This window comes from Marmoricola sp. URHB0036, from assembly GCF_000426045.1.
Lineage (GTDB): Bacteria > Actinomycetota > Actinomycetes > Propionibacteriales > Nocardioidaceae > Marmoricola.
Window position 1 is genome coordinate 357,511 of the sequence record NZ_AUEP01000003.1, and the last position, 23,061, is coordinate 380,571.

Consider the following 23,061-nt stretch of genomic DNA (forward strand, 5'->3'; position numbering starts at 1 on the left):
CCCACCGACACAAGTCATGGCTTTGGTGAGGCTTCCGACTTTCGACGGATGGCGCCCGCTCGTCCGCAGATCTTGATAGGACTAGTGGGGGCACCACACGGCGCCCATCGACATGAACAGAAGGGCTCGGGGTGCTGGACGAGGACGCGCTGTGGCGACGGTGCGAGCTGGCGTGGGGCTCTTGGCTGGAGGACCGTGGGTACGCCGTCACGCCGCTCGGTGAGGCCGTCGGCAACACGGAGCGCTCCCGTGCCCCGCTCACCAAGGTGGGTGGCGAGCACCTGCGCAGCCCAGACTTCTCGGCCATCAAGGGCGGGGCCACGGCGTTCTGGGAGGTCAAGAGTCGGTCGCGCGCATCCGTGGATCCGCTCACCGGCGAGAGCCAGCACTGGATCGACAAGGCCGCGTTCACCGACTACCTCAAGATCAGCGCCAAGACCGGGACGCCGGTGTGGGTCGTCCTCTACGAGGCCCCTACGGCGACCGCGCCGGGACGTTGGTTGCAGACCGACGTCGAGCACCTGCGCGAGGTCGGCAGTTACGACGTTCGCCGTGGAGCGAGCGGGGGGTTCGTGCCCGCCTGGGTGTGGCCCGTCTCGGAGATGCACGAGGTGCCGGGACCCGTGGTCGACGTCGCGGTGGGCGAGGAGCCCATCCTCCCGGACGAGGGGGAGGGCGACGCCGTCGAGGCTGCGGACCTGTTCCCCGTCGAGCGCACGCTTCGCCGCAGGCGGAGCGTCGTAGCGGTGGTGGATGCTCCGGAGGCGAAGCGTGCGAAAGATGTCGTCGCCGAAGGACCGCTCCCGCACGAGTGGCTCGAGCAGGACCCCGCGCTCGCCCTCGACGTCCTGCGGCGCTCCCTCGGAGTGCCCCACTTCCCGCGGTACTCAGTCCTGCGGATCGGGCTCGAGGGCATCGACCTCGATGACCTCCTCGGCCTCGTGGAGTACGGCGTCCGCGTGTTCATCGTGTCGACGACCACCCGTGCTCACCTGCTGGCACACGAGCGGTTCAAGGCGTACGAGGACGCGCGACTCCTCGAGTGGGCAGTCGTCGCCGACGTGGACCTGACCGACACCTGGATCGTGGACGGGGAGGGACTCGACGCCCTCCCCAACAGCGTCAAGGCCGCGCTCATGGCCGCCGACGCGGCCGGCGGCCTCAACCTCGCTCAGTACCGCGTCGTGCACGCGCCGGCTGACTCTGACGTCGTCGTCAGCGCGGGGGCCGGGACGGGCAAGACCGAAACCATGTCGGAGCGCATCGTCTACCTGCTAGCGACTGGTTCAGGTCGATCAACTGGCAAGGGGGAGGAGCCCCAAGACCTGAGAGCCGACGAGATCGCGCTGATCACCTTCACCCGCGAGTCTGCCTCGGAGATGCGTCACCGGATCGCCAGGACGCTGCTGCTCCGTCAGCGGCTGTGCGGGTCTTGCGCGCTCCCGGTCCTGGCCTGGATGCTCCAGCTGGCGCGAGCCGACATCACGACGATCCACTCGTTCGCCAAGAGAGTCATCGCCTCGGGCGGTGGAGCCATCGGCCTCGGGCCCGACGCACGGGTGGCGCGACGGACTCTCGAGGTGCAGGACGCGGTGCAGCAGGCGCTGTCCAGCCGACTGGTGCAGCTTATTGACCAACACCACGAAAAGGTCCCCGCGGCGTACGAGTGGCAGAGGCACGTGCTGGCCGTCTGGGAGGCGCTGGAGAACAACGGGGTCGACCTGCTGGGTGTCGCCAGACCATCCGGCGTCGATGACGTCGACTGGGGAAGCTCGCCTGACGGACACCTCGGCCAGCAGGTGGTCGCCCTGACGAAGGCAGTCGTCGAGGATGCTGCGGCCACCCTCTCAGCCACCTACCTGCGCGACCAGACGCTGCCGACGAACGCACTCGTGCCGGCTGCCACAGCCGTCCTCCGCACCAAGGGGGAACCGCAGGTCCGGCCCTACCGGCACCTCTTCGTCGACGAGTTCCAGGACACCGACGCCGGGCAGATGGACCTCGTCCTCGACGTGCGAGAGCGGCTCGGGGCGAGGCTCTTCGTGGTGGGTGACGTCAAACAGGGCATCTACCGCTTCCGCGGAGCCGAGGGCAACGCGTTCCACGAGCTAGACGAGCGATTCGGCGCGCGGGAACTGCCGGCGCCGCGCACGTACAACCTGACCCGGAACTTCCGTTCGGGCGAGAAGCTTCTCGACTCCATGCACCCGTGGTTTGCCGCGTGGGGCTCGGAAGATCTCCTGCCGTACTCCCCCCAAGACCGGCTGCGACCTCAGATTCGCCAGACGGACCCCAGTTGCCCCGCATCGATCGAGCGGATCAGCGTCAAGGACTTCGCCGTCGAGGCAGCGGCGATCGTCGAGCGGTGGCAGACCCCCGAGTCGGGCGACCAGATCGGCATCCTGTGCCGCGAGAACTGGCAGGCCATCGCCGTGCAGAGGGCGGTTCGCGAGCGCAAGCTACCGTGCGAGCTGCGTGTGGGTGGCAGCTTCTGGTCGTCCCCGGCGGTGCGCGACCTACGGGTGCTCCTGGAGGCGGTCGCCGACCACGACGACGCGGCGGCGCTGCTCGAGCTCTGTGAGACCCGGTGGGCAGCCGGGATCCTGGGCGGCCAGGCACCGACCGGCGTCGAGGCGATGTCCTGGGGAGGCGATGTGGGCGTACCCGTCGCCTGGCAGACCCGGTTCGTCCACGTCGTGGAGGACGGCAGCTTCCGTCGTGACGACCTGGCGCCCTTGCGGGACCGGATGGGGCTCCTCGCCGGGTTGCTCTCCACTGCGCCGCTGCTGGAGTGGGTCGTCGAGTGCACCCGCGTGTTCGCCCCGGAGGCGTGCTCGTTGCCGGGCGAGGACGACGAGACGGAGCGTCGGCGCTACGGCCGCTGCCTGGACCACCTCCTGACCCTCCTCGACGCCCAGTTCCAGGACGGGCCGCTCAGCCTCGAGCGGCTCCTCTCCTGGCTGCGGCTCCAGATCGCGACCAACCGCACCGAGGACGAGCCCGACCCGGAGACCGGCGGCCGGATCGTCGCGTTGACGGTCCACAAGGCGAAGGGGCTCGAGTACGACCGGGTCGTCGTGCCGTCCACGAACCGGCAGTTCGGGCCGCCCCGCTCCGTGACGACCCGCACGGCCGTCCTGCGCCCGCCCGACGAGCAGGTGCGGCTGCTGTGGAGGTGGCACCTCAACAAGGGCCAGTGGAACGAGACGGACTACACCAACGTGCCGGTCACCCGCCAACTCGACGACTGGGGCACCGACGACACCGATACAGCGCGCGAAGAGGCACGCCTGCTGTACGTCGCGATGACGCGCGCCAAGGAGGAGCTGGTGCTGATGGTGGACCACCGAGCCAGGGTGAGCACGACCAGCCCCACCTGCTGGGCCGACCTGCTGATGATGGGAGACCCTCGTGGGTGACATGCGCGCGCTGGCGCTGCCGAGGGTGTCCCGCGACGCGATCGCCGAGGCACTCCAGCAGCAGACAGGTCTGGGCTGGGTCGACGTGGCACACGTGACCGCCACCACCACCCTGGCGCGTGCGGTCCGGGACGAGGGATCGCTCGCCTTTCCCGTGGCGACGTTGATCGACCTCGTCACGCTCCCCGGACTGCCGGGGGAGATGAGCCTGTCACTGGACGGCTTCCCCGTCCCAGATCTCTTCGCGGCGAGACCCAAGGTGCACGGTGCACGGGTGAGCGACTGGCAGGACGAGGCCTCCGGCCGACGGCTCCGCACGGGCATCCAGGTCGACGACTCGTTGCGTCGTTTCGTGCGGGAGCACGCCCAGGGCAGAGTCGGACGTGCGCTGCTGTCCTCGCGGCGTCAGTACGCCACCACCGTCCACGCGCTCGTCGCTGCCGGCGTGCGTCCCGACTCGCTCGTCGCCAAGGACCCGGCCGCTCGGCTCGCTGCCAAGGCGTGGGCCCAGGCCGAGGTCGACGTCCCGTCGCTCGGGGCGCCACGTGACCTGCTCTGGGTCGACCTAGACGAGCTCGAGGGCCAGTCGACCCCGCAGGCACAGGGCCTGAGGGAGCGGATCGTCGCAGCACTTGACCGGGCATTCGGTCGCGCCGAGCGGCGCACGATCGTGCACCACGGCTTCTACTTCTACAACCCCGTCCAGTGGGCGTTCTTCCAGGCGTTGGCCCGCGTGCCGGGCGTGGACCAGGTGTTCATCGTCCACGACGACGGCGACAACCCCGCCTTCTCCACCTGGCGCTACTTCTTCCGCACCGAGTGGCAGATGCCCGTCCCGTTCCCGGTGTATGTCGACCACGACGTCTCATCTGGGGCACGGGCCTTCCGTGGCGTGCTGACAGGTGCCGAACCCGGGTCGCCCGCGGCAGTGCGAGTGGTCGAGTGCCGCAGTCCCGCCGAGCTGGTGCGGCTCTGGCGCGCCGAGACCGCGGACGGCCAGGTTGCGCCGGCTCGATTCGCCGCTGCGGCCGAGCAGGTCGAGCGGTACGTCGGCAGGCTCGGGCGACAGGACGCAAGGGACTCTGACGCCTTCGACCAACCTGCGGCGCCGAGCCTGTCCCAGCTGCCCGTGGGGAGCTTCCTGCTCGCCCTCCACGGGTGCATCACTCAGGACGACAACGGTGCTGTCTCCTTCGTGGTGAGCCCGGACGCCATGCTCGACATGGTCGCGAGCGGCTACCTCGAGGTAGGAGCACCCATGGACACAGCCGGTGCCCCGTTACTCCGGCGGGTGCTGCCCTACTTCACCGGCTGCCAGTTCGCGGACGACTGGACCCGACGGGCCGACCAGCTGGTGGAGTCCGTTGAGGGGCGGGTGGCCCCCCGCGGAGCCCGGGACGAGACGGACAACGACGCCAGACGCATCGAGCTCGCCGTCGCGAACCTCACGCGCCGGGTGCCGTGGGCGGACATCTCGACGACCGACGCCGCCCGGGTTCGCGACACGGTCCACGCTGTCGTACGACTGCTCGAGGAGACCACCGCCAGGGAGCGGGTGGTCTTGGGTGAACACCTCCGGACGGTCCGTCAACGCCTGGACCGCGCGCTCCGTCAGCTCCCTCCCGACCAGGCGCGGGCCGTCGAGGCCAAGCTGCGTGGCCTTGGTGTCCTCACCGACGAGGAGATCGACGTCGCCGGCCTGGTCGACGTCGTCGCGATGATCCTCGGGCGCAGCCTCGACCTCGAGGACAAGGAGAGCGAGGACCCGGCGCGCACCAGGGTGACCAAGCTCAGGGGCCTTGACGCACTCGGACTGGCCCGAGTGGAGAAGGACCTGCACCTCGCCAACATGGCGGAGGACGCCTTCCCGACAGCGGCGCAGGCGGTGGGGTGGCCCTTCACTTTGGACGACCTGCGCGCGTCCACCGACGACGCCGTCGAGCCGGTCACGGCAGGCCTGCTGGAGACACGGGCGCAGACCGCGGGTCTGAGCGACCTCTACCTCTTCTGGCTCGCGCTCGACGGCGTCGGCCCGGAGGGGACGGTCACCGTCAGCTGGGTCTCCGACTCCGCCGGCGAGCGGCGGCGGCTGTCACCGATCGTCTCGTTGCTTACGGTGCCCGCGTCGACGGAGGCTGTGCGAGACGTCGTCGGCGGAGTTGAGGTTGAGGCAGGTCCCAGTCCGGCGCAGCAAGACGCCGACCGTGTACGGCCCGAGCCCGCGGAGGCGGACGAGGGCGAGGATGATCTCGAGGGAGCAGTCGACTCCGTAGACGCCCGGGCAGGCGCGGCCTCGCGAGCCTGCCCCCGGCGATTTGCCCTCCAGTGGGCCATGGGTCCGACCGCTTCCTTCGGGCCAAGCCACCTCCAGTCGATGCTGTACGGCAACCTCGTCGGAGCGCTTGAGGTCGAGGGCGAGTCGTCGCTCGTCGCACGGGCGACGGGCAACGTCCTCTGGCCGCACCTGACGGAGGGTCAGCGGCGGAGCAGCTACGACAAGCGCGTGGTCAAGCACCACGGGGCCAAGCCGGAGTGGTTGCTGACCCTCAAGGGCACGCAGAGCGGCTCCAGCGACCTGGACGCTGCCTACCAGCTTGCGAAGGACGGAGACTACGTCGACGACCTCACCATTGCTCCACCAAGTGCGCAGCTTCTGCCCCCCCGCGCCGAGAGCGCTGAGGTCTGTGCGTCCTGCCCCGTGCAAGCCCGCTGTTCGCAGTGGCGCGACCCGAGGGACGAGAAGTGACGGTGCAGGTCGCAGCTAGGTTGTGCGGGTGACTGACGTGGCGCAGGGCGAGCGCGTTGCGCCAGCACCGGGATCGGTGCTGGTCGTGCGCGACGAGGAGTGGCTGGTCACCCGCACCGAACGATCGGCCGACGGCGAGTGGTTCATCGACGTCCAGGGCCTCTCCGAGCTCGTGCGGGACACCTCTGCGACGTTCTCGACCGGGCTCGACGCCATCGAGGTGCTTGACCCCTCGCAGGCGCAGGTCGTCGCCGACGGAACCCCTGGTTACCGTCGCTCCCGGCTGTGGTTGGAAGCGACCTCCCGCAAGACAGCCGTCCCGGTGACCGACCCGACCCTCACGGTCGCCACCCAGGGCCTGGCCGACGCCCTGCCCTACCAGCTCGAAGCCGTCCGCAAGGCGCTGGACCCGCAGAACCTGCGGCCGCGCATCCTGCTCGCCGACGCTGTCGGCCTGGGCAAGACCATCGAGATCGGCATGATCCTCTCCGAGCTCATACGCCGCGGCCGTGGTGAGCGGATCCTCGTCGTCACCCCCCGCCACGTGCTGGAGCAGATGCAGCACGAGATGTGGACCCGCTTCGCGCTGCCCTTCGTCCGGCTTGACTCGGTCGGCATCCAGCGCATCCGCCAGAAGGTGCCGGGCAACCGCAACCCGTTTGCCTACTACAAGCGCGTCGTCATCTCGATCGACACCCTGAAGAGCGACCGCTACCTCAGCCATCTGCGCAAGCAGCACTGGGACGCTGTCGTGATCGACGAGTCCCACAACGTCACGGGTGCCTCGCAGAACAACCGCCTGGCACGGCTGCTGGCCTCAAGGACCGATGCGCTCATACTCGCCTCCGCGACGCCGCACAACGGGCGCAAGGAGTCCTTCGCCGAGCTGGTGCGGATGCTCGAGCCGAGCGCCGTCACCCCCCATGGCGAGCTGGTCACGGAGGAGGTCAAGCGACTCGTCATCCGACGACACCGGCACAGCCCCGAGGTGGCCAGCCACGTCGGCGGTGACTGGGCCGAGCGTCTTCCTCCGGACAACCAAGTGGTGAAAGCCTCACCGGTCGAGGACGAGATCGCGCGCGAGCTCGACGAGGTCTGGCTGCACCCCCGGTCCGGCCGCAGCCCGTACTCCGGCCCGAACGCGTCGCTCTTCCCGTGGACGTTGATGAAGGCGTTCCTGTCCTCGCCTGCTGCGCTGATCACGAGCGTCCGCGAGCGACGTCGCAAGGTCGACCCCGACCTTGGTGCCGACGAGCGCGCGGAGGACGACGCCCTCGCGCGGCTGCTCTCGATGGCCGAGCGTGCCCACATCGAGCCGAGCGGCAAGTACGACGCCCTGCGCGCCCACCTCGACGACATCGGGGTCGCCAAGCAGAGCCCGACCCGCGTCGTGGTCTTCGCCGAACGGGTCGCCACGCTGGAGTGGCTCCAGGCCAGGCTCTGCCACGACCTCAGGATGACGACGGACCAGGTCGTGGTGCTGCACGGCGGCCTCACCGACGTCGACCAGCAGGACGTGGTCGAGTCGTTCAAGCTGGAGTCGTCGCCGACCCGGGTGCTCGTGACCGGCGACGTTGCCTCCGAAGGGGTGAACCTGCACCTCCAGTGCCACCACCTCGTCCACTACGACATCCCGTGGAGCCTGATCCGGATCCAGCAGCGCAACGGCCGCATCGACCGCTACGGCCAGCGGCACCGTCCCCGCATCACGACCCTGCTGCTCGACCCGCAGGCGGAGGGGTCGCTCGGCGACCTGCGCGTGCTGACCCGCCTGATGGAGCGCGAGCACGAGGCCCACTTGGCGCTCGGCGACTCCGCCTCGTTGATGGGTCAGCACGACGTCGCCCGCGAGGAGGACAAGATCCGTCGCGTCCTCGCCGAGCAGCAGTCGTTCGACGAGGTCGTCCGCGCGGTGGAGGACGTCGGGACGGGCGACGATTTCGACGACTTGTTCGCCGCGATCGTGGCCGCGCCCGACGACGAGCCCGCCGTTTCCGTCGACCACGAGCCGTCGGGCGTCTACCCGAGTGACCTTGACTTCCTGCGCGACACCCTGGACGAGGTCTTGTTGACCCCGGGTCGGCCGTGGCCGGACGGCGTCTCGTGGCAGGAGGACCGGGCCTACCAGGTCGCCGACCTGGAGCCCTCACCAGACCTGCGGCGCCGGCTCGAGGTGCTGCCGCAGACCTACCTGCGGGAACGCCGCGTCACCGAGCGGCTCCGTCTCGCCACGACTACGCGGCGTGGCGAGGAGGCGATGGAGGCGGCACGAGCCGAGGACGGGATCACCTGGCCCGAGGCGCACTTCCTGGCCCCCCTGCACCCCGTGCTGGACTGGGCGGCGGACCGGGCGCTCGCCCAGCTGGGTCGCAACCAGGTCTTCGCGGTCCGAGGCCCGGTCGACGAGGTGGCCGTGCTCATGCACGGCATGCTCACCAATCGGCGAGGCCAGGCCGTGGCCTCGTCGTTCCTGTCGCTGCGGTTCGTCGGCGGCGGAGCGACAGGCCTCGTGCTGCCCGAGCCGCACCCCTCGCTCAGGCGTGCGCTGGCGTCGGTCGGCCTCGACGGGGCGCCGGTCAACATGGGTGCACTGGTCGACCTGGAGGACCTGCAGGCGTACGTCGCACCAGGGGTCGATCAGGGACACGCCTTCCTCTCGTCGCTGGTCGAGACGTCCGCCGCGGATGTTCGCTCGCGCGTCGACGCCTGGTTCGAGCGCGTCAGCCAGTGGGAGGTGGACGCCGCCCGCGAGGCCCAGCGCCTCGAGCTGCGCGACCGGGCCGCGCTGGTGTCCCGTGAGCGTGAGGTGGCGGAGTCGCTGCTGCCCGACCAGCGCCTCGTCCGTCCGCTCCTCGTCGTAGTCCCGTCCTCCCGTGGAGGTCAGCCGTGAGCGCCAGCGACGCGATCGTGGTCGGAGGCGACTGGATCAGCGAGCACTACCTGACCACCGACGCCACCAAGGAGTCCTTCAAGGCCCGGGCGCTCGCTCGGCGCAAGGCTTGGGACGACGCCGAGACAGAGACCGCGCGCAGCAGGTTCACCGCCGGCCGAGCCGACCTGCTGGCCCGGCTGGCTCGCCTGGCGGAGGACCCCGGCCTCAACACGGAGTTGCGGACCGACCTCGTCTCCGTCCTCGGCTTCGATGCCATCGGGCTGCGGCACGAGACCTCCGGCCCGCTCACCCTGGTGATCCAGGCCAGCCTGCCCGACGTGTCCGGCGTGGCGCTGGTCGCCGGCGTGCCGGTCGAGTCGGTCGAGGACCTGCTGGCCAAGGACGCGCCCACCCTCGCCGAGCCCTTCAGGGACGACGAGACCGGCGACGTCGTCATCTCCGCCTCCCGGATGTTGTCCAGCCTGTTCGTGCAGGAGCACGGCCCGGCGTTCGCCCTCGTCCTCGCCGGACGGGTGCTGCTGGTGGCCGAGAAGGAGCGGTGGGCGGAGGGCCGCTACCTGTCGCTCGACGTCCAGTTGCTCTGCGAACGCAACGACCTGACGAAGGGCGGCGAGGTCGACCAGGCACTGTCGTGCCTGTCCGCGGAGTCCCTCGCGCCGGACGCGGAGGGGACAGTCTGGTGGCACGACGTGCTGGAGGAGTCCGTCAAGCACACTGTCGGTGTCTCGCAAGACCTGCGTGAGGGCGTGCGGCTCTCTATCGAGCTGATCGCCAACGAGGTGGTCACCCGTCGTCGCGAGCAGGGCCTGGAAGCGCTGCCCCCGGCAGAGGCACAGCCCCTGGCGAAGCAGGCGCTGCGCTACCTCTACCGCATCCTGTTCCTGCTGTACGCCGAGGCGTCTCCGGAGCTCGGCGTGCTGCCGGTCGGCGCGCCCGAGTACGACGCCGGCTACAGCCTCGACCGGCTCCGCGAGCTCGTGCAGGTGCCTCTGACCGACCCACGGGCCGAGCGCGGAACCCACCTCTACGACTCGCTCGGGGTGCTCTTCCGGCTCGTCGACCAGGGCTACCAGCCCGAGGTGAGCAAGGACGAGGAGGGGCTGCTCGAGCCCCTGCAGTTCCGGTCCCTGCGAGCAGACCTCTTCCACCCCGACGCGGTTGCGCACGTCGCTGAAGTCGGTCTTGGCAACGCCCGGCTGCAGGAAGTGCTGCAGCACCTGCTGCTGTCGAAGGAGACGCGTGGTCGCGACCGCGGCTTCATCTCCTACGCCGAGCTCGGCATCAACCAGCTCGGAGCCGTGTACGAGGGCCTGATGTCCTACACCGGACGTTTCGCCGAGACCGACCTCTATGAGGTGGCCAAGGGCGGCGACTCGTCCAAGGGGTCGTGGCTCGTGCCCGTTGAACGGTCGGGCGGCATCGACGAGGAGGACTTCGTTCGCGCCGAGGACAAGGTCACCGGCGAGCTGAAGCCGGTGCTCCACCAGCGCGGCGCGTTCGTCTTCCGGCTGGCGGGCCGCGAGCGCCAGCAGTCGGCGTCCTACTACACCCCCGAGGTGCTGACAAGGTTCACCGTCGGCCAAGCGCTCGAGGAGCTGCTCGATCAGGACGGCGAGCGCACCACCGCCGAGGAAATCCTGGCGCTCACGGTCTGCGAGCCGGCCCTGGGCTCGGGGGCGTTCGCGATCGAGGCCGTGCGGCAGTTGGCGGCGGAGTACCTCACCCGTCGGCAGGAGGAGCTCGGGGAGCGGATCGACCCCGAGGCGTACCCGCGCGAGCTGCAGAAGGTGAAGGCCTATCTGGCGCTCCACAATGTCCACGGCGTCGACCTCAACGCGACCGCCGTCGAGCTCGCCGAGGTCTCGCTGTGGCTCGACACCATGGTGGAGGGGCTGCAGGCCCCGTGGTTCGGCCTCCACCTCAAGAGGGGCAACTCCCTCATCGGAGCCCGGCGCGCCGGCTTCACACGGTGGGACCTGCAGTCCAAGTCGTGGCTCACGACGGTCCCGACGGACATTGGCGATCGATCAGATCTTGTCCACCACTTCCTCGTCCCGGCCGAGGGCTGGGGTGCCGCGGCGGATGTCGGCAAGGAGGTCAAGGAGCTCGTCTCCGAGGCAGTTGCCGACCTCAAGACCTGGCGCCGCTCGACCAGGTCCAAGCCGAGCAAGAAGCACCTCGACCTCCTGACTGAGCTCGCTCAGCGCGTCGAGACCCTGTGGGTGATCGCCTCTCGTCGCCTCGAGATCGCTGATCAGCAGGCTCGCCGCGAGATCCCGCTCTGGGGTCGTGAGCAAAAGACAACGGCAGCGGCTTACGTTACTCGCGAGCAGATCGAGGAGTCGCTCGCCGACCCAGACGGCGCCTACCAGCGACTCAAGCTCGTCCTGGACGCTTGGTGTGGGCTCTGGTTCTGGCCGCTGACTGAGGACCTTAAGAGCGACGGCACCACCCCTCCCACCCTCGAACAGTGGTACGACGCACTTGCCAAGATTCTCGGGGGGACGGGTTCCGCCAGGGCCAACCAACATGGCGATGCAACGCTGGCCGACGTGGTCACCTGGGACGACCTCGCCGTCGCGGAAGCGCTCGACCGCGATTTTGCAGGTGCGATGCGTGTCGAGCGGGTCATCGTGGATCACCCATGGCTCGACGTTTGCCGTCGGGTCGCGGCTCAGCAGGGGTTCTTCCACTGGGAGTTGGACTTCGCAGTGGTGTTCGAGCGCGGCGGCTTCGACCTGCAGGTGGGGAACCCACCGTGGGTGCGTCCCACCGCTGACGTCCCAGCCCTGCTGGCCGAGGGGGATCCCTGGTGGCAGCTCGCCCTTCGACCTTTACAAGCTGAGATCATCCGGCGTCAGGCACAAACCTTGAAGCTCCCGGGGATCCGGAGCTTGGTGATCGACGGAACCGTGGACGTGAACGTCACCTCGGCGTTCGTGGGTGCGCCGCAGCTCTACCCCCATCTCAAGGGGCTCCAGCCAGACCTCTACCGCTGCTTCATGGAGCAGACCTGGAGCCACCAGTCTCAGAGCGGCAGCGTCGCGCTGATCCACCCGGAGTCGCACTTCACGGACGAAAGGGCGGGAGCTTTGAGAGCGGCAACCTATCGCCGCCTTCGGCGGCACTGGCAGTTCCACAACGAGTTGGCTCTGTTCGAGATTGATAACCACGTCACTTTTGGCGTGCATGTGTACGCAGCGACGAGGGAGGAAACCGGTTTCCTCACGGCCAGTTCCCTTTACCACCCGGACACCATCGTCCGGTCGTTCGACCATCGGGGGGGTGGGGCAGAGCCGGGTCTGAAAGACGCAGAGGGCAGGTGGGACCTGCGTCCTCATCGGGACCGGATTCTTAAGGTGTCGGAGGCGACGCTCACGACTTGGCACGCCCTGCTGGAGAGCTCGGCCGTCCCGGTGTCGCAGACCCGCATGGTGTACACGGTGAACATGGCTAGTGCGGCCGTCTTGGAGAAGCTATCTAGCCAGGAGCGACTGGGCTCGTTGCCCCTGGAGTTCTCGGCCGGCTGGCACGAGAAGAACGATCGGACCCGGGGGTACTTCGAGAGCCAGTGGGGCCCTGCGAATTCTTGGAGCGACGTCATCCTTCAGGGGCCGAACTTCCATGTGAGCGTGCCGTTCTACAAAGTCCCGAACCCAACGATGAAGAGCAACAAAGACTGGTCCACGGTCGACCTGGAAACGCTTGCATGCGACGCGGTTCCGGTGACGTATTACAAGCCCGGCGATGACCGCGCGAAGTATGACCGGGACTACACACATTGGGGCGAGGACAAAGAACTTGCGGCCCGCGACTACTACCGGGTTGCTTGGCGAGTAATGGCCGCAACGACGGGTGAGCGCACGTTGATTCCCGCGCTCATCCCCCCAGGATCCGCTCACGTAGACGCAGTGCAATCGCTTGCGATTCCTGACGAGCCACGCTCACTCGTGCTGACCTTGGCAGTTCTTAGTGCACTCACTAGTGACTTCAGCGTTCGGTGCGTCCCGAAGGGCCACATCCGTGCTGCGACCGTGCAACGCCTTGCCTGGATCCCGGAGCATCCGTTGGCAGACAATCTCCTGGCTCGCACACTGCGACTGAATTGCATCACGAGCGCATACGCGGGACTTTGGGAGAAGGCTGTCTCCGCGGTGACGAAGTCGGATGAGTGGGCCGGAGGGATTGAGTATCAGGGCCGCCCCGCAATGGCCGCGGTTGTTGGAAGTTGGAACAGCGACGCGCCGCTCCGCCGGGCGTCTGACCGCCGTCAGGCGTTGGTCGAGATCGATGCCATCGTGGCTCTGTGTCTCGGCCTGACAGCCGACGAGCTGTGTACGATCTACCGCACCCAGTTCGCGGTTCTCGCCGGCTACGACCGCAACACCTACTTCTACGACGCGAACGGCCGCCGCGTGCCGAACTCAGTGCTGAACGTCTGGCGCAAGAAGGGCGGCGACATTGGCCCGGAGGAGCGCACCGCGACCAATGCCTCGGGCAACACCTACACCTACGAGCTGCCGTTCGTGACGCTGGACCGCGAGGCCGACATGCGGCAGGCGTACGCCCACTTCGAGAAGGTGCTCGCGGAGCGGGGCGGCGCGTGAGCGAGCTGCTGCCCACGACCCAGGCGCCGCGGGTCCAGCAGAGCATCCTCGACTACCTGGCCACCACGTTCTCCCTGGCCGACGAGGAGGCGAGGGCAGCGCTCGTGGACCTGCTGCAGGACCGGGAGAACGGGATCTTCAAGGGGCCGTACCTCCGGGTGCGCCTCCCGTTCCGGCCGGCCGAGGAGGGGTGGCGCGAATCGCTGGGGTGGCACGAGGGCTACCCGCCGTACGGTCACCAGGCCGCCGCCTTCCAGCGCCTGAGCAGCCTCGACCTCGGCCCGGACAAGACGCGGCCGCTGCCCACCCTGGTCACGACCGGCACCGGGTCCGGGAAGACCGAGGCGTTCCTGCACCCGATCCTCGACCACGTCGTGCGGGCGAAGCAGCGGGGCGTCACAGGCACGAAGGCCGTCGTGGTCTACCCGATGAACGCCTTGGCCAACGACCAGGCTGGCCGACTGGCCGGGATGATCACCCAGCACCAGCAGCTCTCGGGGATCACCGCGGCGCTGTACACCGGCCAACAGGGAGCTACCCGGTCCCGAGTCAGCAGGGACGGACTGATCACCGACCGCTACGTCATCCGGCGGCAGGCACCCGACATCCTGCTCACCAACTACAAGATGCTCGACCAGCTGCTGCTGCGCGAGGCCGACCAGCAGATCTGGACGCAGAGCGCCACCAGCCTGCAGTACCTCGTGCTCGACGAGTTCCACACCTACGACGGCGCACAGGGCACCGACGTCGCCATGCTGTTGCGTCGACTCGGGATGGCCCTGAAGAGCCACTGGCCTGAGGACGCCTTCACCGCCGCCGACCGGGCTCGTCCGCTCGGGATCGTGACGCCGGTCGCCACGTCGGCGACCCTGGGCGACAAGGGCGACCCGGCCGCCATGCTGGACTTCGCGCGCACCGTCTTCGGTGAGGACTTCGAACCCGACTCCGTCGTCACCGAGACGCGCCTGGGGCTCGACGAGTGGCTCGGCGAGCCCGCCACCTCGCTGGTGCCGCGCACAGACCGGTCGGCGCTCGAGCTGGCCGTGGAGACGGGGAGCCAGCAGGTCACGGGCCGGCTGATCGCCGAGCGCGTGCTGTCCTCACTCTTCGCCGACGCGGACGGCGCGGCGCCGATGCTCGCTGGGGCCAGCGCGATCGAGATGCTGGACCTGGTCAAGGCGCACCCCTTGACGAGGTCGCTGGTCGAGGCCGCCGAGCAGGCTGTTTCCCTCGCCGAGCTGGTTGACCGGGTGCTGCTTTCGTACGCCGCCGACGAGGCCTCGCGCGCCACGGCCGAGCAGGTCCTGCTGCTGTGGAGCGCGGTGCTGAGCCACGTCCGCAAGGAGGTCGGCCTCGACGCGCTGTCGGTCGACCTGCACCTGTGGGTGCGCGAGCTCAGCCGGATCGACCGACGGGCGAGCGGCACGCCCGACTACCTGTGGTCCGACGATCGGCACCTCACTCACGGCGAGGAGGGCGCGGGCGGGGTGCAGGCCTTCCCGGCGGTCTACTGCCGCCACTGCGGTCGCTCCGGCTGGGCGGTGCTCCGTGCTCCCATCGGTGGGTTCGACCTCACGGGGGCAGACCCCGACGACGTGCGCCGTGCCCGCATCCTCGACGACCGTGAGTTCCGGGCGCTGATCCACGCCCCGGTCGAGGCCGAGCAGGGCAACGCCGATCCGGCTCACGATCCCGACGAGCCGCGGCTGATGTGGCTGCACGCCGAGCAGCGGCAGGTGCTCCCGACCCTCCCCGCGGACGACGCCGAGCTCGCCGAGGGACGCGCGCTCCCGGTTCTTGCGCACGCCGGTCCGAGGGCAGGTGACCTGTCCCGTGACGACACCTGCCCCTCTTGCCTGCAGAAGGACGGCATCCGGTTCCTCGGCTCGGCCGTGGCCACCCTGCTCTCGGTCTCCCTGTCGACGATCTTCGGCGGCGATGACCTCGACCAGGCGGAGAAGAAGTCCCTGGTGTTCACCGACTCGGTGCAGGATGCCGCCCACCGAGCGGGTTTCGTGCAGAGCCGGTCCCACAGGCTCACCCTGCGCGCCGTGGTGCGGGCGGCGGTGGGTGACGACCCGGTGTCGCTCGACCAGGCCGTCGAGCGAGTGCTGACGCAGGCGGGTGACGACAAGCACCGGCGGTACCGAATCCTCCCGCCCGAGCACGCCGACCGCGACGAGTTCGCGCCCTTCTGGAAGCAGGAGCGTCAGCGCCGGGTGCCGCCCGCGGTCATGCGTCGCGTGCGCAAGCGCCTGCTCCTCGACCTCGTCCTGGAGGTCGGCCTCCAGTCGCGGCTGGGTCGGACCCTCGAGCTGACTGGCAGCCTCGCGGCACAGGTCGAGGCGTCGCGCGCCACCCTGCTCCGCGCCGTCTCGGAGGTCGAGAAGGTGCTCGGGGAGGAGCATGTGCAGGGGCTGGGCGTCACCGACGAGGACCGCGTCCGGTGGGTTCGTGGCGTCCTCGAGCGCATGCGCACCGACGGCGCCGTGCAGCACGAGTGGTTCCGCCGGTTCCAGGCCGAGGACGGCCGCCGCTACTCCATCTGGGGCGGTCGACCCGCGACCGACGGGATGCCCGCCTTCCCGCGCGGCCGCCCCGCCCCGGCCTACCCACGCGTCGGCGGAGGAGGCAGTTCCCGGGACACCGACCTGGTGCCCGCCGCCTCCGCGAGGAGCTGGTACGCCGTGTGGACGGCCCGGGCGCTCGGCTGCGCGCCGGTCGAGGGTGCCTCACTGGTCGTGCAGCTGCTCAAGCAGCTCGCGGCACTCGACGTCGTGCAGGTGGTCAACACCCAGTCGGGCGCCCAGGTCTACGAGGTCCTCCCCAGCCGGGTGCTCGTGCAGCCCGTGGACGACGTCGACCTGGCGGACGGTGCGGCGCTCCTGGCCTGCGACACGTGCGGCGCACTGCACCCCGGCACCCCCCAGGTGGTCGACGAGCTCGAGGGTGCGCCGTGCCAGGTGCTGCGCTGCCGCGGCGCCCTCGTCCGTGCCTCGGGCGACCCGGACAACTTCTACCGCCGGCTCTACGCCGCCGCCGACACCACCCGCGTCATCGCCCGCGAGCACACCAGCCTGCTGCCCGACGAGACCAGGCTCGCCTACGAGGCCCAGTTCAAGGCCGGCGCCAGCAACCCGGCGGCCCCCAACGTCCTGGTCGCCACGCCGACGCTGGAGATGGGCATCGACATCGGCGACCTCTCCACCGTCATGCTGGCCGGGCTGCCGCGCAGCGTCGCGTCGTACCTGCAACGGGTCGGGCGCGCGGGCCGCCTGACCGGCAGCGCCCTCAACCTGGCGTTCGTCTCGGGTCGGGGCGAGCAGCTGCCCCGGCTGGGTGACCCGCTCTCGGTCGTCAACGGCGCTGTGCGACCGCCCGCGACGTACCTCGACGCGGAGGAGATCCTTCGACGCCAGTACCTCGCATCGGTCGCGGACGCCCTCGCCAGGAAGGCGGACGCACCTCACCCGACCACCCCGACCCACGCCCTCGGCAGCATCGAGCCAGGCAGCTTCCTCCACGCCCTCGCGACCGCGGCCGAGGAAGCTGGCGCCCGCGACGCCTTCCTCGCCGGGTTCGAGGACCTCTCGGCCACGGCGCGAGAGGGGCTCAAGCAGTGGACGACACCAGGGCCGTCGACGCTCACCAGCCCGATGGCGGTGTTCCTGCACGAGCAGCGGCACCGGTGGGCTTCCCGGATCGAGACGTTCCAGCACCGGATCACCGAGATCCAGGCCGAGCTGCCCGACCTCCAGCAGCGGGCGGGGCTGCCAGCGGCCACCGAGGACGACAAGCTCGCCCTGCGTACCGCCGAGGCTGGTCTCGGGCTGGTGCGCAAGCAGCTCGCCGACCTGCGCGACTCCAAGAGGAATTGGATCCAGGTGCTGGAGGAGCACGGGATCCTGCCCAGCTACACGCTGGTTGACGACACGGTGAGCCTCGACGTCACAATCAGTTGGCTGGACCCCGATGGCCACACCTACCACTCGGACGAGCAGTCCTTTCACCGGGCGTCGGCCCTGGCGCTGCGTGACCTCGCTCCCGGCGCCACCTTCTACGCCAACCGGCACCAGCTCCTGGTGGACGCGGTCGACCTGGGGCACCAGGGCGAGGCCGTCCGCACCTGGGCGCTGTGCGCGGCCTGCGGCCACGGCCAGCCCCGCGACGAGGGCGGCCAGCCGCCGACGACGTGCCCGCGGTGTGGCGACCCGACCATCGCCGACGTGCGCCAGAGCATCGACGTGGTGGAGTTGACCAGCGTGTCCTCCGCCGTACGTCGTGAGGAGGCCACCATCGACGACGGCAGGGACGACCGCGTGCGCGCGGGCTTCCAGGTTGTCACCGCCGCCGACGTCGGCACGCCCCGCACCGAGTGGCACGTCGAGGGCTACCCCCTCGGCGTGAAGCACCTGCACGGAATGACCATCCGCTGGCTCAACCTCGGCCGGACCGGTGAACCTTCCTCTGGCACCCTCCACGTGGCCGGCCAGGAGCACGCCGCGCCGCTGTTCCGCGTGTGCGCCCGGTGCGGCAAGGTCGACACCGGCACCCGGCGCAACGCGGCCACCGAGCACCGACCCTGGTGCCCCCAGCGGCACGCCACCGACGAGGACGTGCAGGCGGTGGCCCTGTCGCGCACCCTGGTGACCGAGGGGGTCGTCGTCCGGCTGCCCGCGACCGTCACCCTCGGCGACCGGTTCGCCCTCCCCAGCCTCGCCGCCGCAGTCCAGCTGGGGCTGCGCGAGCACCTTGGGGGGAACCCGGACCACCTCGCCGTGGAGCAGGTCGTCGACCCGTTCCTGAGCAACGGGTCGGACAACCGCGACGGCCTGCTCGTGCACGACGTGGTGCCGGGAGGAACTGGCTACCTGGCCGAGCTCTCCGAGCCGCAGAAGCTGTGGTCGGTGCTGCGCCTGGCCTGGCTCGTCGTGCGCGACTGCCCGTGCCAGGACGAGGACCGGGCCGCCTGCCACCGCTGTCTCTCCCCGTGGATCAACGGGCCGTCGGGTCGCTACGTCTCCCGGCTGGCCGCGGAGCGCCACCTGCACGACATGCTCACCGCCGCGGGGGCGCTCGACGAGCCCGAGGAGGCGCTCGGATGGACGGTCGTGGCGGAGCCAACAGCGGCGGCGGACCCCGAGACCCACATCGAGCAACGGTTCCGGAGCGTGCTCCGCGAGCGCCTCGTCGACGGGCTGGGCGCCTCGGTCGGCGAGCACCCCGGACCGCACGGCAACCGGTGGACTGTCGTCCTCGGAGGACGCACCTGGACCCTGGAGCCGCAGCTGCCGCTCGGCAACGTCAAGCCCGACTTCGTGCTCGTGTGCAACGACCCCGGCGTCCCCAGGGTCGCAGTCTTCTGCGACGGGTGGCAGTTCCACGCCAGTCCCGCGGTGAACAGGCTGGCCGAAGACGCGGGCAAGCGCGCCGCGCTGCGGGCGCAGGGGTACGTCGTGGTCTCCCTCACCTGGCACGACCTCGACGTCGCCGAGCAGCGGACGAGCGATCCCGCCCCGTGGTTCGACGACGCCCGGTGGAGCAAGGTGCTGGCGGCGAGCAACGGGACGCTCCGCCCGGTGCATCGCGGGCTCGTGACGGGTGGGCCCCTCGACCTGCTGATGGGTTGGATCGCCGCACCCGACCCCGTCGGCCTTCGGGAGCTTGCGGAGCACCTCCCCCTGCTGCTCATCGGCAGCGGGGCCGCCGGGAGGTCGGACGCGGCCGAGTCGTTGCTGACACTGTCGGGAGACCTCCACGACGGCGGTCCCGTGCCGAGCACAGGAGACGCGGCGACGTGGTCGTGGCGGCACGACACGCTGACGGTCGTCGCCCGCCGGACGACCGGGAACGCCAGCGAGGTGGCGGTGCTGCTCGACGACCGTAAGGACCTGCTCGGTCCCCCGCACAAGGAGGCGTGGAACGAGTGGCTGCGCCTCTCGAACCTGCTCAACCTGCGGCTGCAGGAGGCCAGTGTGCTTGCCCGGAGCCAGCTGCATGCTCCCTCCGCAGCGGTGGGCCCGGCCACCACCGCGACCGAGGGCGGGCCCGCCACGACGACGTACGCCGAGCCGTGGAGGAGCCTGCTCGACCAGGCAGTGGGTGAGACGGCCTCGGTGCTCCTGCGCCAGCTTGCCGGCCTCGCTGTGACGCCTCCGGAGGTCGGCGGCGAGACGGGGGACGGGCTGGTGCTGGAGATCGCCTGGCCGCACCACCGGCTGGTGGTCGACCTCGACCTCAGCGACGACGACCGCCTCGAGCTGGCTGACCTCGGCTGGCGGGTCGTCCCACCCGACAGTGGCGCGATCCAGGACGCCCTCGAGCCGGCAGGAGCCCCGTAGTGCCCCAGATCATCCTCGGACCGCAGCAGCACGCCCCGGACATCGACGGGTCGGTGCGCGGCAAGGCGTACGCGTTCCTCGAGAAGCTCGCACAGGACGACACCAGGCCCGGCCTTCACATGGAGCCGATCGGGGGCTCGCTCGACTCCCGTGTCCGCACCGGCCGGGTCGACCAGTTCTGGCGTGCCGTCCTGTTCAAGGTGCAGGGCCAGGCCGACGCGGCGATGTACGTCTACCTCGGGGTGTGGCCGCACGACGACGCGATCGCGTTCGCGCAGCAGGCACGGCTCCAGGTCAACCCGGTGAACGGCATCGCCGAGCTGCTGCTCGCCGACGGGCCGGCGATCGGCCGGGGGGGAAGCCCGTCTGCGCCGGCCACGGCCCCAGCGCCGGACGTGCCGAGCGACCCGTTGCTCGTGCAGCTCGGCCACACGGCCAGCACCCTGGTCGAGGACCTCGGTCTCGATCCTGCGCTGGTCGAGCTCGCCATGGAGGTGCGCGACCCGGACGAGATCACGGTGCTGGCCGAGGCTGCTGCGGGATGGCAGGGCGTGGCGCTCGTCGACCTCGTCGCGGGTCGGAGCATCGAGCAGGTGCGGGAGTCGCTCGGCATCGACGACGCCGAGCCGGCAACGTCGGACGACGACGCCACCCTGGCGAAGGCACTGACCCACCCCGCGTCCCGGATGGAGTTCGCCTTCGTCGAGGACGACGCTGCCCTGCGTCGTGCCATCGAGGACGCCGACTTCGAGGCCTGGCGGGTCTTCCTGCACCCGGAGCAGCGCAAGTACGTGGAGCGGAGCTGGAACGGCCCGTTCCGCCTGTCGGGCGGAGCGGGCACCGGCAAGACGGTCGTGCTGCTGCACCGTGCGCGTCGTCTGGCGCGGGAGCACCCCGAGGCTCGGATCCTGCTCACCACCTTCAACAAGACGCTCGCAGAGGCCATGCAGCGGGACCTGCGCGTCCTCGACCCCGCGCTGGCGATCGCCGAGCGCCTCGGCGAGCCGGGTGTGCTGGTGCGTGGTGTCGACGCCGTCGCGCGAGCGGTGAGGCAGGCGTGCTCCCGGACCGTGCCCGCTGCCGTGACGACGGTGCTGGGCAGCCGCACCAGCGAGGTCGGCCAGGTCACGGGTCGCAACGCCTGGCGGGACGCGATCGCGACCGCCGGCGCCGGCCTCGCCGCGGAGTTGCGGAGCGCAGCCTTCTTCGAGGCGGAGTACGTCACCGTGGTGCTGCCGAACCGGGTCACGACGTACGAGGAGTACGCCAAGGTGCGCCGGCAAGGTCGTGGCGTCTCGCTCGACCGACAGGCACGCTCCGAGGTGTGGAAGGTGGTCACCGCCTACCGCCTGGAGGCGGGCATCCGGGGCAGCCTCGACTTCTCGGAGGCGGCGGCCGTCTCCGCCGAGGCGGTCCTCGCCAGTGGAGACCACCCTTTCGACCACGTCCTCGTCGACGAGGGACAAGACCTCGGACCTGCTCGCTGGCAGCTGCTGCGCGCACTGGTGGAGGAGAAGCCGGACGACCTCTTCATCGCCGAGGACTCGCACCAGCGGATCTACGGGCACAAGGTCGTCCTCGGTCGGTACGGCGTGCGCATCGTCGGTCGTTCGCAGCGGCTGAGGCTCAACTACCGCACCACGGCACAGAACCTCCGCTACGCGGTCAGCATGCTGACCGGCACCGAGTTCGTGGACCTCGAGGACCAGGCCGAGGACCCGAGCCAGTACCGCTCTGCGCGCACTGGTCCTCCACCAAGCCTGCTCCAGACAGGGTCGCCGACCGCGGAGCTCGACACGGCGGTCGCGGTCGTGCGCACGTGGCTCGACGAGGGCGTCACACCCGAGACGATCGGCCTGCTCGTGCGCTCGGAGAACGCGGGAGAGCGGCTCGTCCGGGCGCTCGACGAACGTGGCATCGACTCCCGCTTCGTCTCGGACAAGAGCCTGCCGGCGGGCAAGCCCGTGGTCATGACGATGCACCGCGCGAAGGGGATGGAGTTCTCGCGGGTCCTGATCACGGGTGCGGACGCGGGTTCTGTGCCTGCGGCGTACGCGCTGCGGGACCTGCCGGAGGCCGAGCGAGAGGACGCCCTCCTCAAGGAGCGGTCACTCCTGTACGTCGCCGCCACGCGTGCCCGGGACGAGCTCGTCGTCGTCTGGAGCGGGGAGCCCAGCGAGCTGCTGCCAATTATCCCGGAAGGAGCCTGATGGCTGGGGAGGCATGGAACGTCCGGGAGGTCGACCTGACCATCGACACCTACTTCTCGATGCTGCGGCTCGAGCTAGACGGACAAGCTTTCAGCAAGGCTGCGTACAGGCGCGACCTGATGCAGAACATCGACCGTTCGAGCGGGTCGGTCGAGTACAAGCTGCAGAACATCTCTGCCGTCCTCGACGAGCTCGGCGGGGTGTTCATCGACGGTTACAAGCCGGCCAGCAACGTGCAGGGGCTGTTGCGTGAGCGGGTCACCCAACGGCTCGGTGAGGCCACGGACCTGCGCCAGCACATGGTCGAGGCCGCCGAGCAACCGGCCCCCTCCTCAGCGGTCAGCCTCGGCGACGCCGTCGCCGTGCCCCACGTGCCATTGAGCTCGCCGGAGCTGGGCCGGACCAGGGTGGCGCGGATGGTGGACTTTCACGAGCGAGAGTCGCGCAACCGGTCCCTCGGCGTCGCGGGCGAGGAGGCCGTCGTAGCGCTCGAACGTCGTCGCCTTGCGGAGGCCGGGATGCCAGACCTGGCCGAGGAGGTGCGTCATGTGTCCGTGCTCGACGGTGACGGTCTCGGATACGACGTGCGCTCGTTTGATCACCATGGTGACGAGCGATACATCGAGGTGAAGACGACGCGCTATGCACGCCACTTGCCCTTCCTGGTCTCACGCAACGAGGTCGACCTCTCCGAGGAAGAGCCGAACAGATTCGTGCTCTACCGGCTCTTCAAGTTCGGTACGCCGCGCGGCGGGGGCCACTACGAGCTGGCTGGTTCCTTGCGGTCGCAGGCGCAGCTCGACCCCACGATCTTCCGCGGCCTCCCGAACATCGGTTAGGACACT

General features: G+C 69.9%; 7 protein-coding genes and 1 pseudogene. All 8 read left to right on the plus strand.

Annotated features, from left to right (window positions below; genetic code table 11):
• The first annotated feature begins 131 nt into the window (after nt 1–131).
• Nucleotides 132–3,419: an exodeoxyribonuclease V subunit beta gene (locus H976_RS0101730; RefSeq protein ID WP_027860118.1), complete on the plus strand. Its 3,288-nt coding sequence runs from the start codon at nt 132–134 to the stop codon at nt 3,417–3,419.
• Entirely contained in the window at nt 3,412–6,165 is a 2,754-nt protein-coding gene (locus tag H976_RS0101735) for a hypothetical protein (RefSeq protein ID WP_027860119.1), read from the plus strand. Before H976_RS0101730 ends, H976_RS0101735 begins: the two co-directional genes overlap by 8 nt.
• A gap of 37 nt (nt 6,166–6,202) precedes the next feature.
• A pseudogene (locus H976_RS30525) lies at nt 6,203–7,099 on the plus strand (DEAD/DEAH box helicase); the annotation flags it as partial.
• 357 nt (nt 7,100–7,456) lie between these two features.
• Nucleotides 7,457–9,055 (plus strand): C-terminal helicase domain-containing protein, encoded by a 1,599-nt coding sequence (locus tag H976_RS30530; protein WP_231388773.1) that lies wholly within the window; start codon nt 7,457–7,459, stop codon nt 9,053–9,055.
• On the plus strand, nt 9,052–13,665 hold the full coding sequence (locus H976_RS0101745; RefSeq protein ID WP_027860121.1) for a restriction endonuclease subunit M: 4,614 nt from the start codon (nt 9,052–9,054) through the stop codon (nt 13,663–13,665). Before H976_RS30530 ends, H976_RS0101745 begins: the two co-directional genes overlap by 4 nt.
• Entirely contained in the window at nt 13,662–20,006 is a 6,345-nt protein-coding gene (locus tag H976_RS0101750) for a DEAD/DEAH box helicase (RefSeq protein ID WP_027860122.1), read from the plus strand. Before H976_RS0101745 ends, H976_RS0101750 begins: the two co-directional genes overlap by 4 nt.
• Complete coding sequence (locus H976_RS0101755; RefSeq protein ID WP_027860123.1) at nt 20,006–22,216, plus strand: UvrD-helicase domain-containing protein; 2,211 nt, start codon at nt 20,006–20,008, stop codon at nt 22,214–22,216. Before H976_RS0101750 ends, H976_RS0101755 begins: the two co-directional genes overlap by 1 nt.
• Nucleotides 22,216–23,055 carry a DUF3883 domain-containing protein gene (locus tag H976_RS24030; RefSeq protein WP_036223926.1) on the plus strand — a complete coding sequence of 280 codons (840 nt, stop codon included), beginning with the start codon at nt 22,216–22,218 and terminating at the stop codon, nt 23,053–23,055. The genes H976_RS0101755 and H976_RS24030 overlap by 1 nt, the downstream gene beginning before the upstream one ends.
• Nucleotides 23,056–23,061 lie beyond the last annotated feature (6 nt).

Excerpts from the sequence above, each read along its gene's own strand:
- H976_RS30530 (WP_231388773.1), top strand. The coding sequence starts at position 7,457 with ATGGCCGAGCGTGCCCACATCGAGCCGAGCGGCAAGTACGACGCCCTG.
- H976_RS24030 (WP_036223926.1), top strand. The coding sequence starts at position 22,216 with ATGGCTGGGGAGGCATGGAACGTCCGGGAGGTCGACCTGACCATCGAC.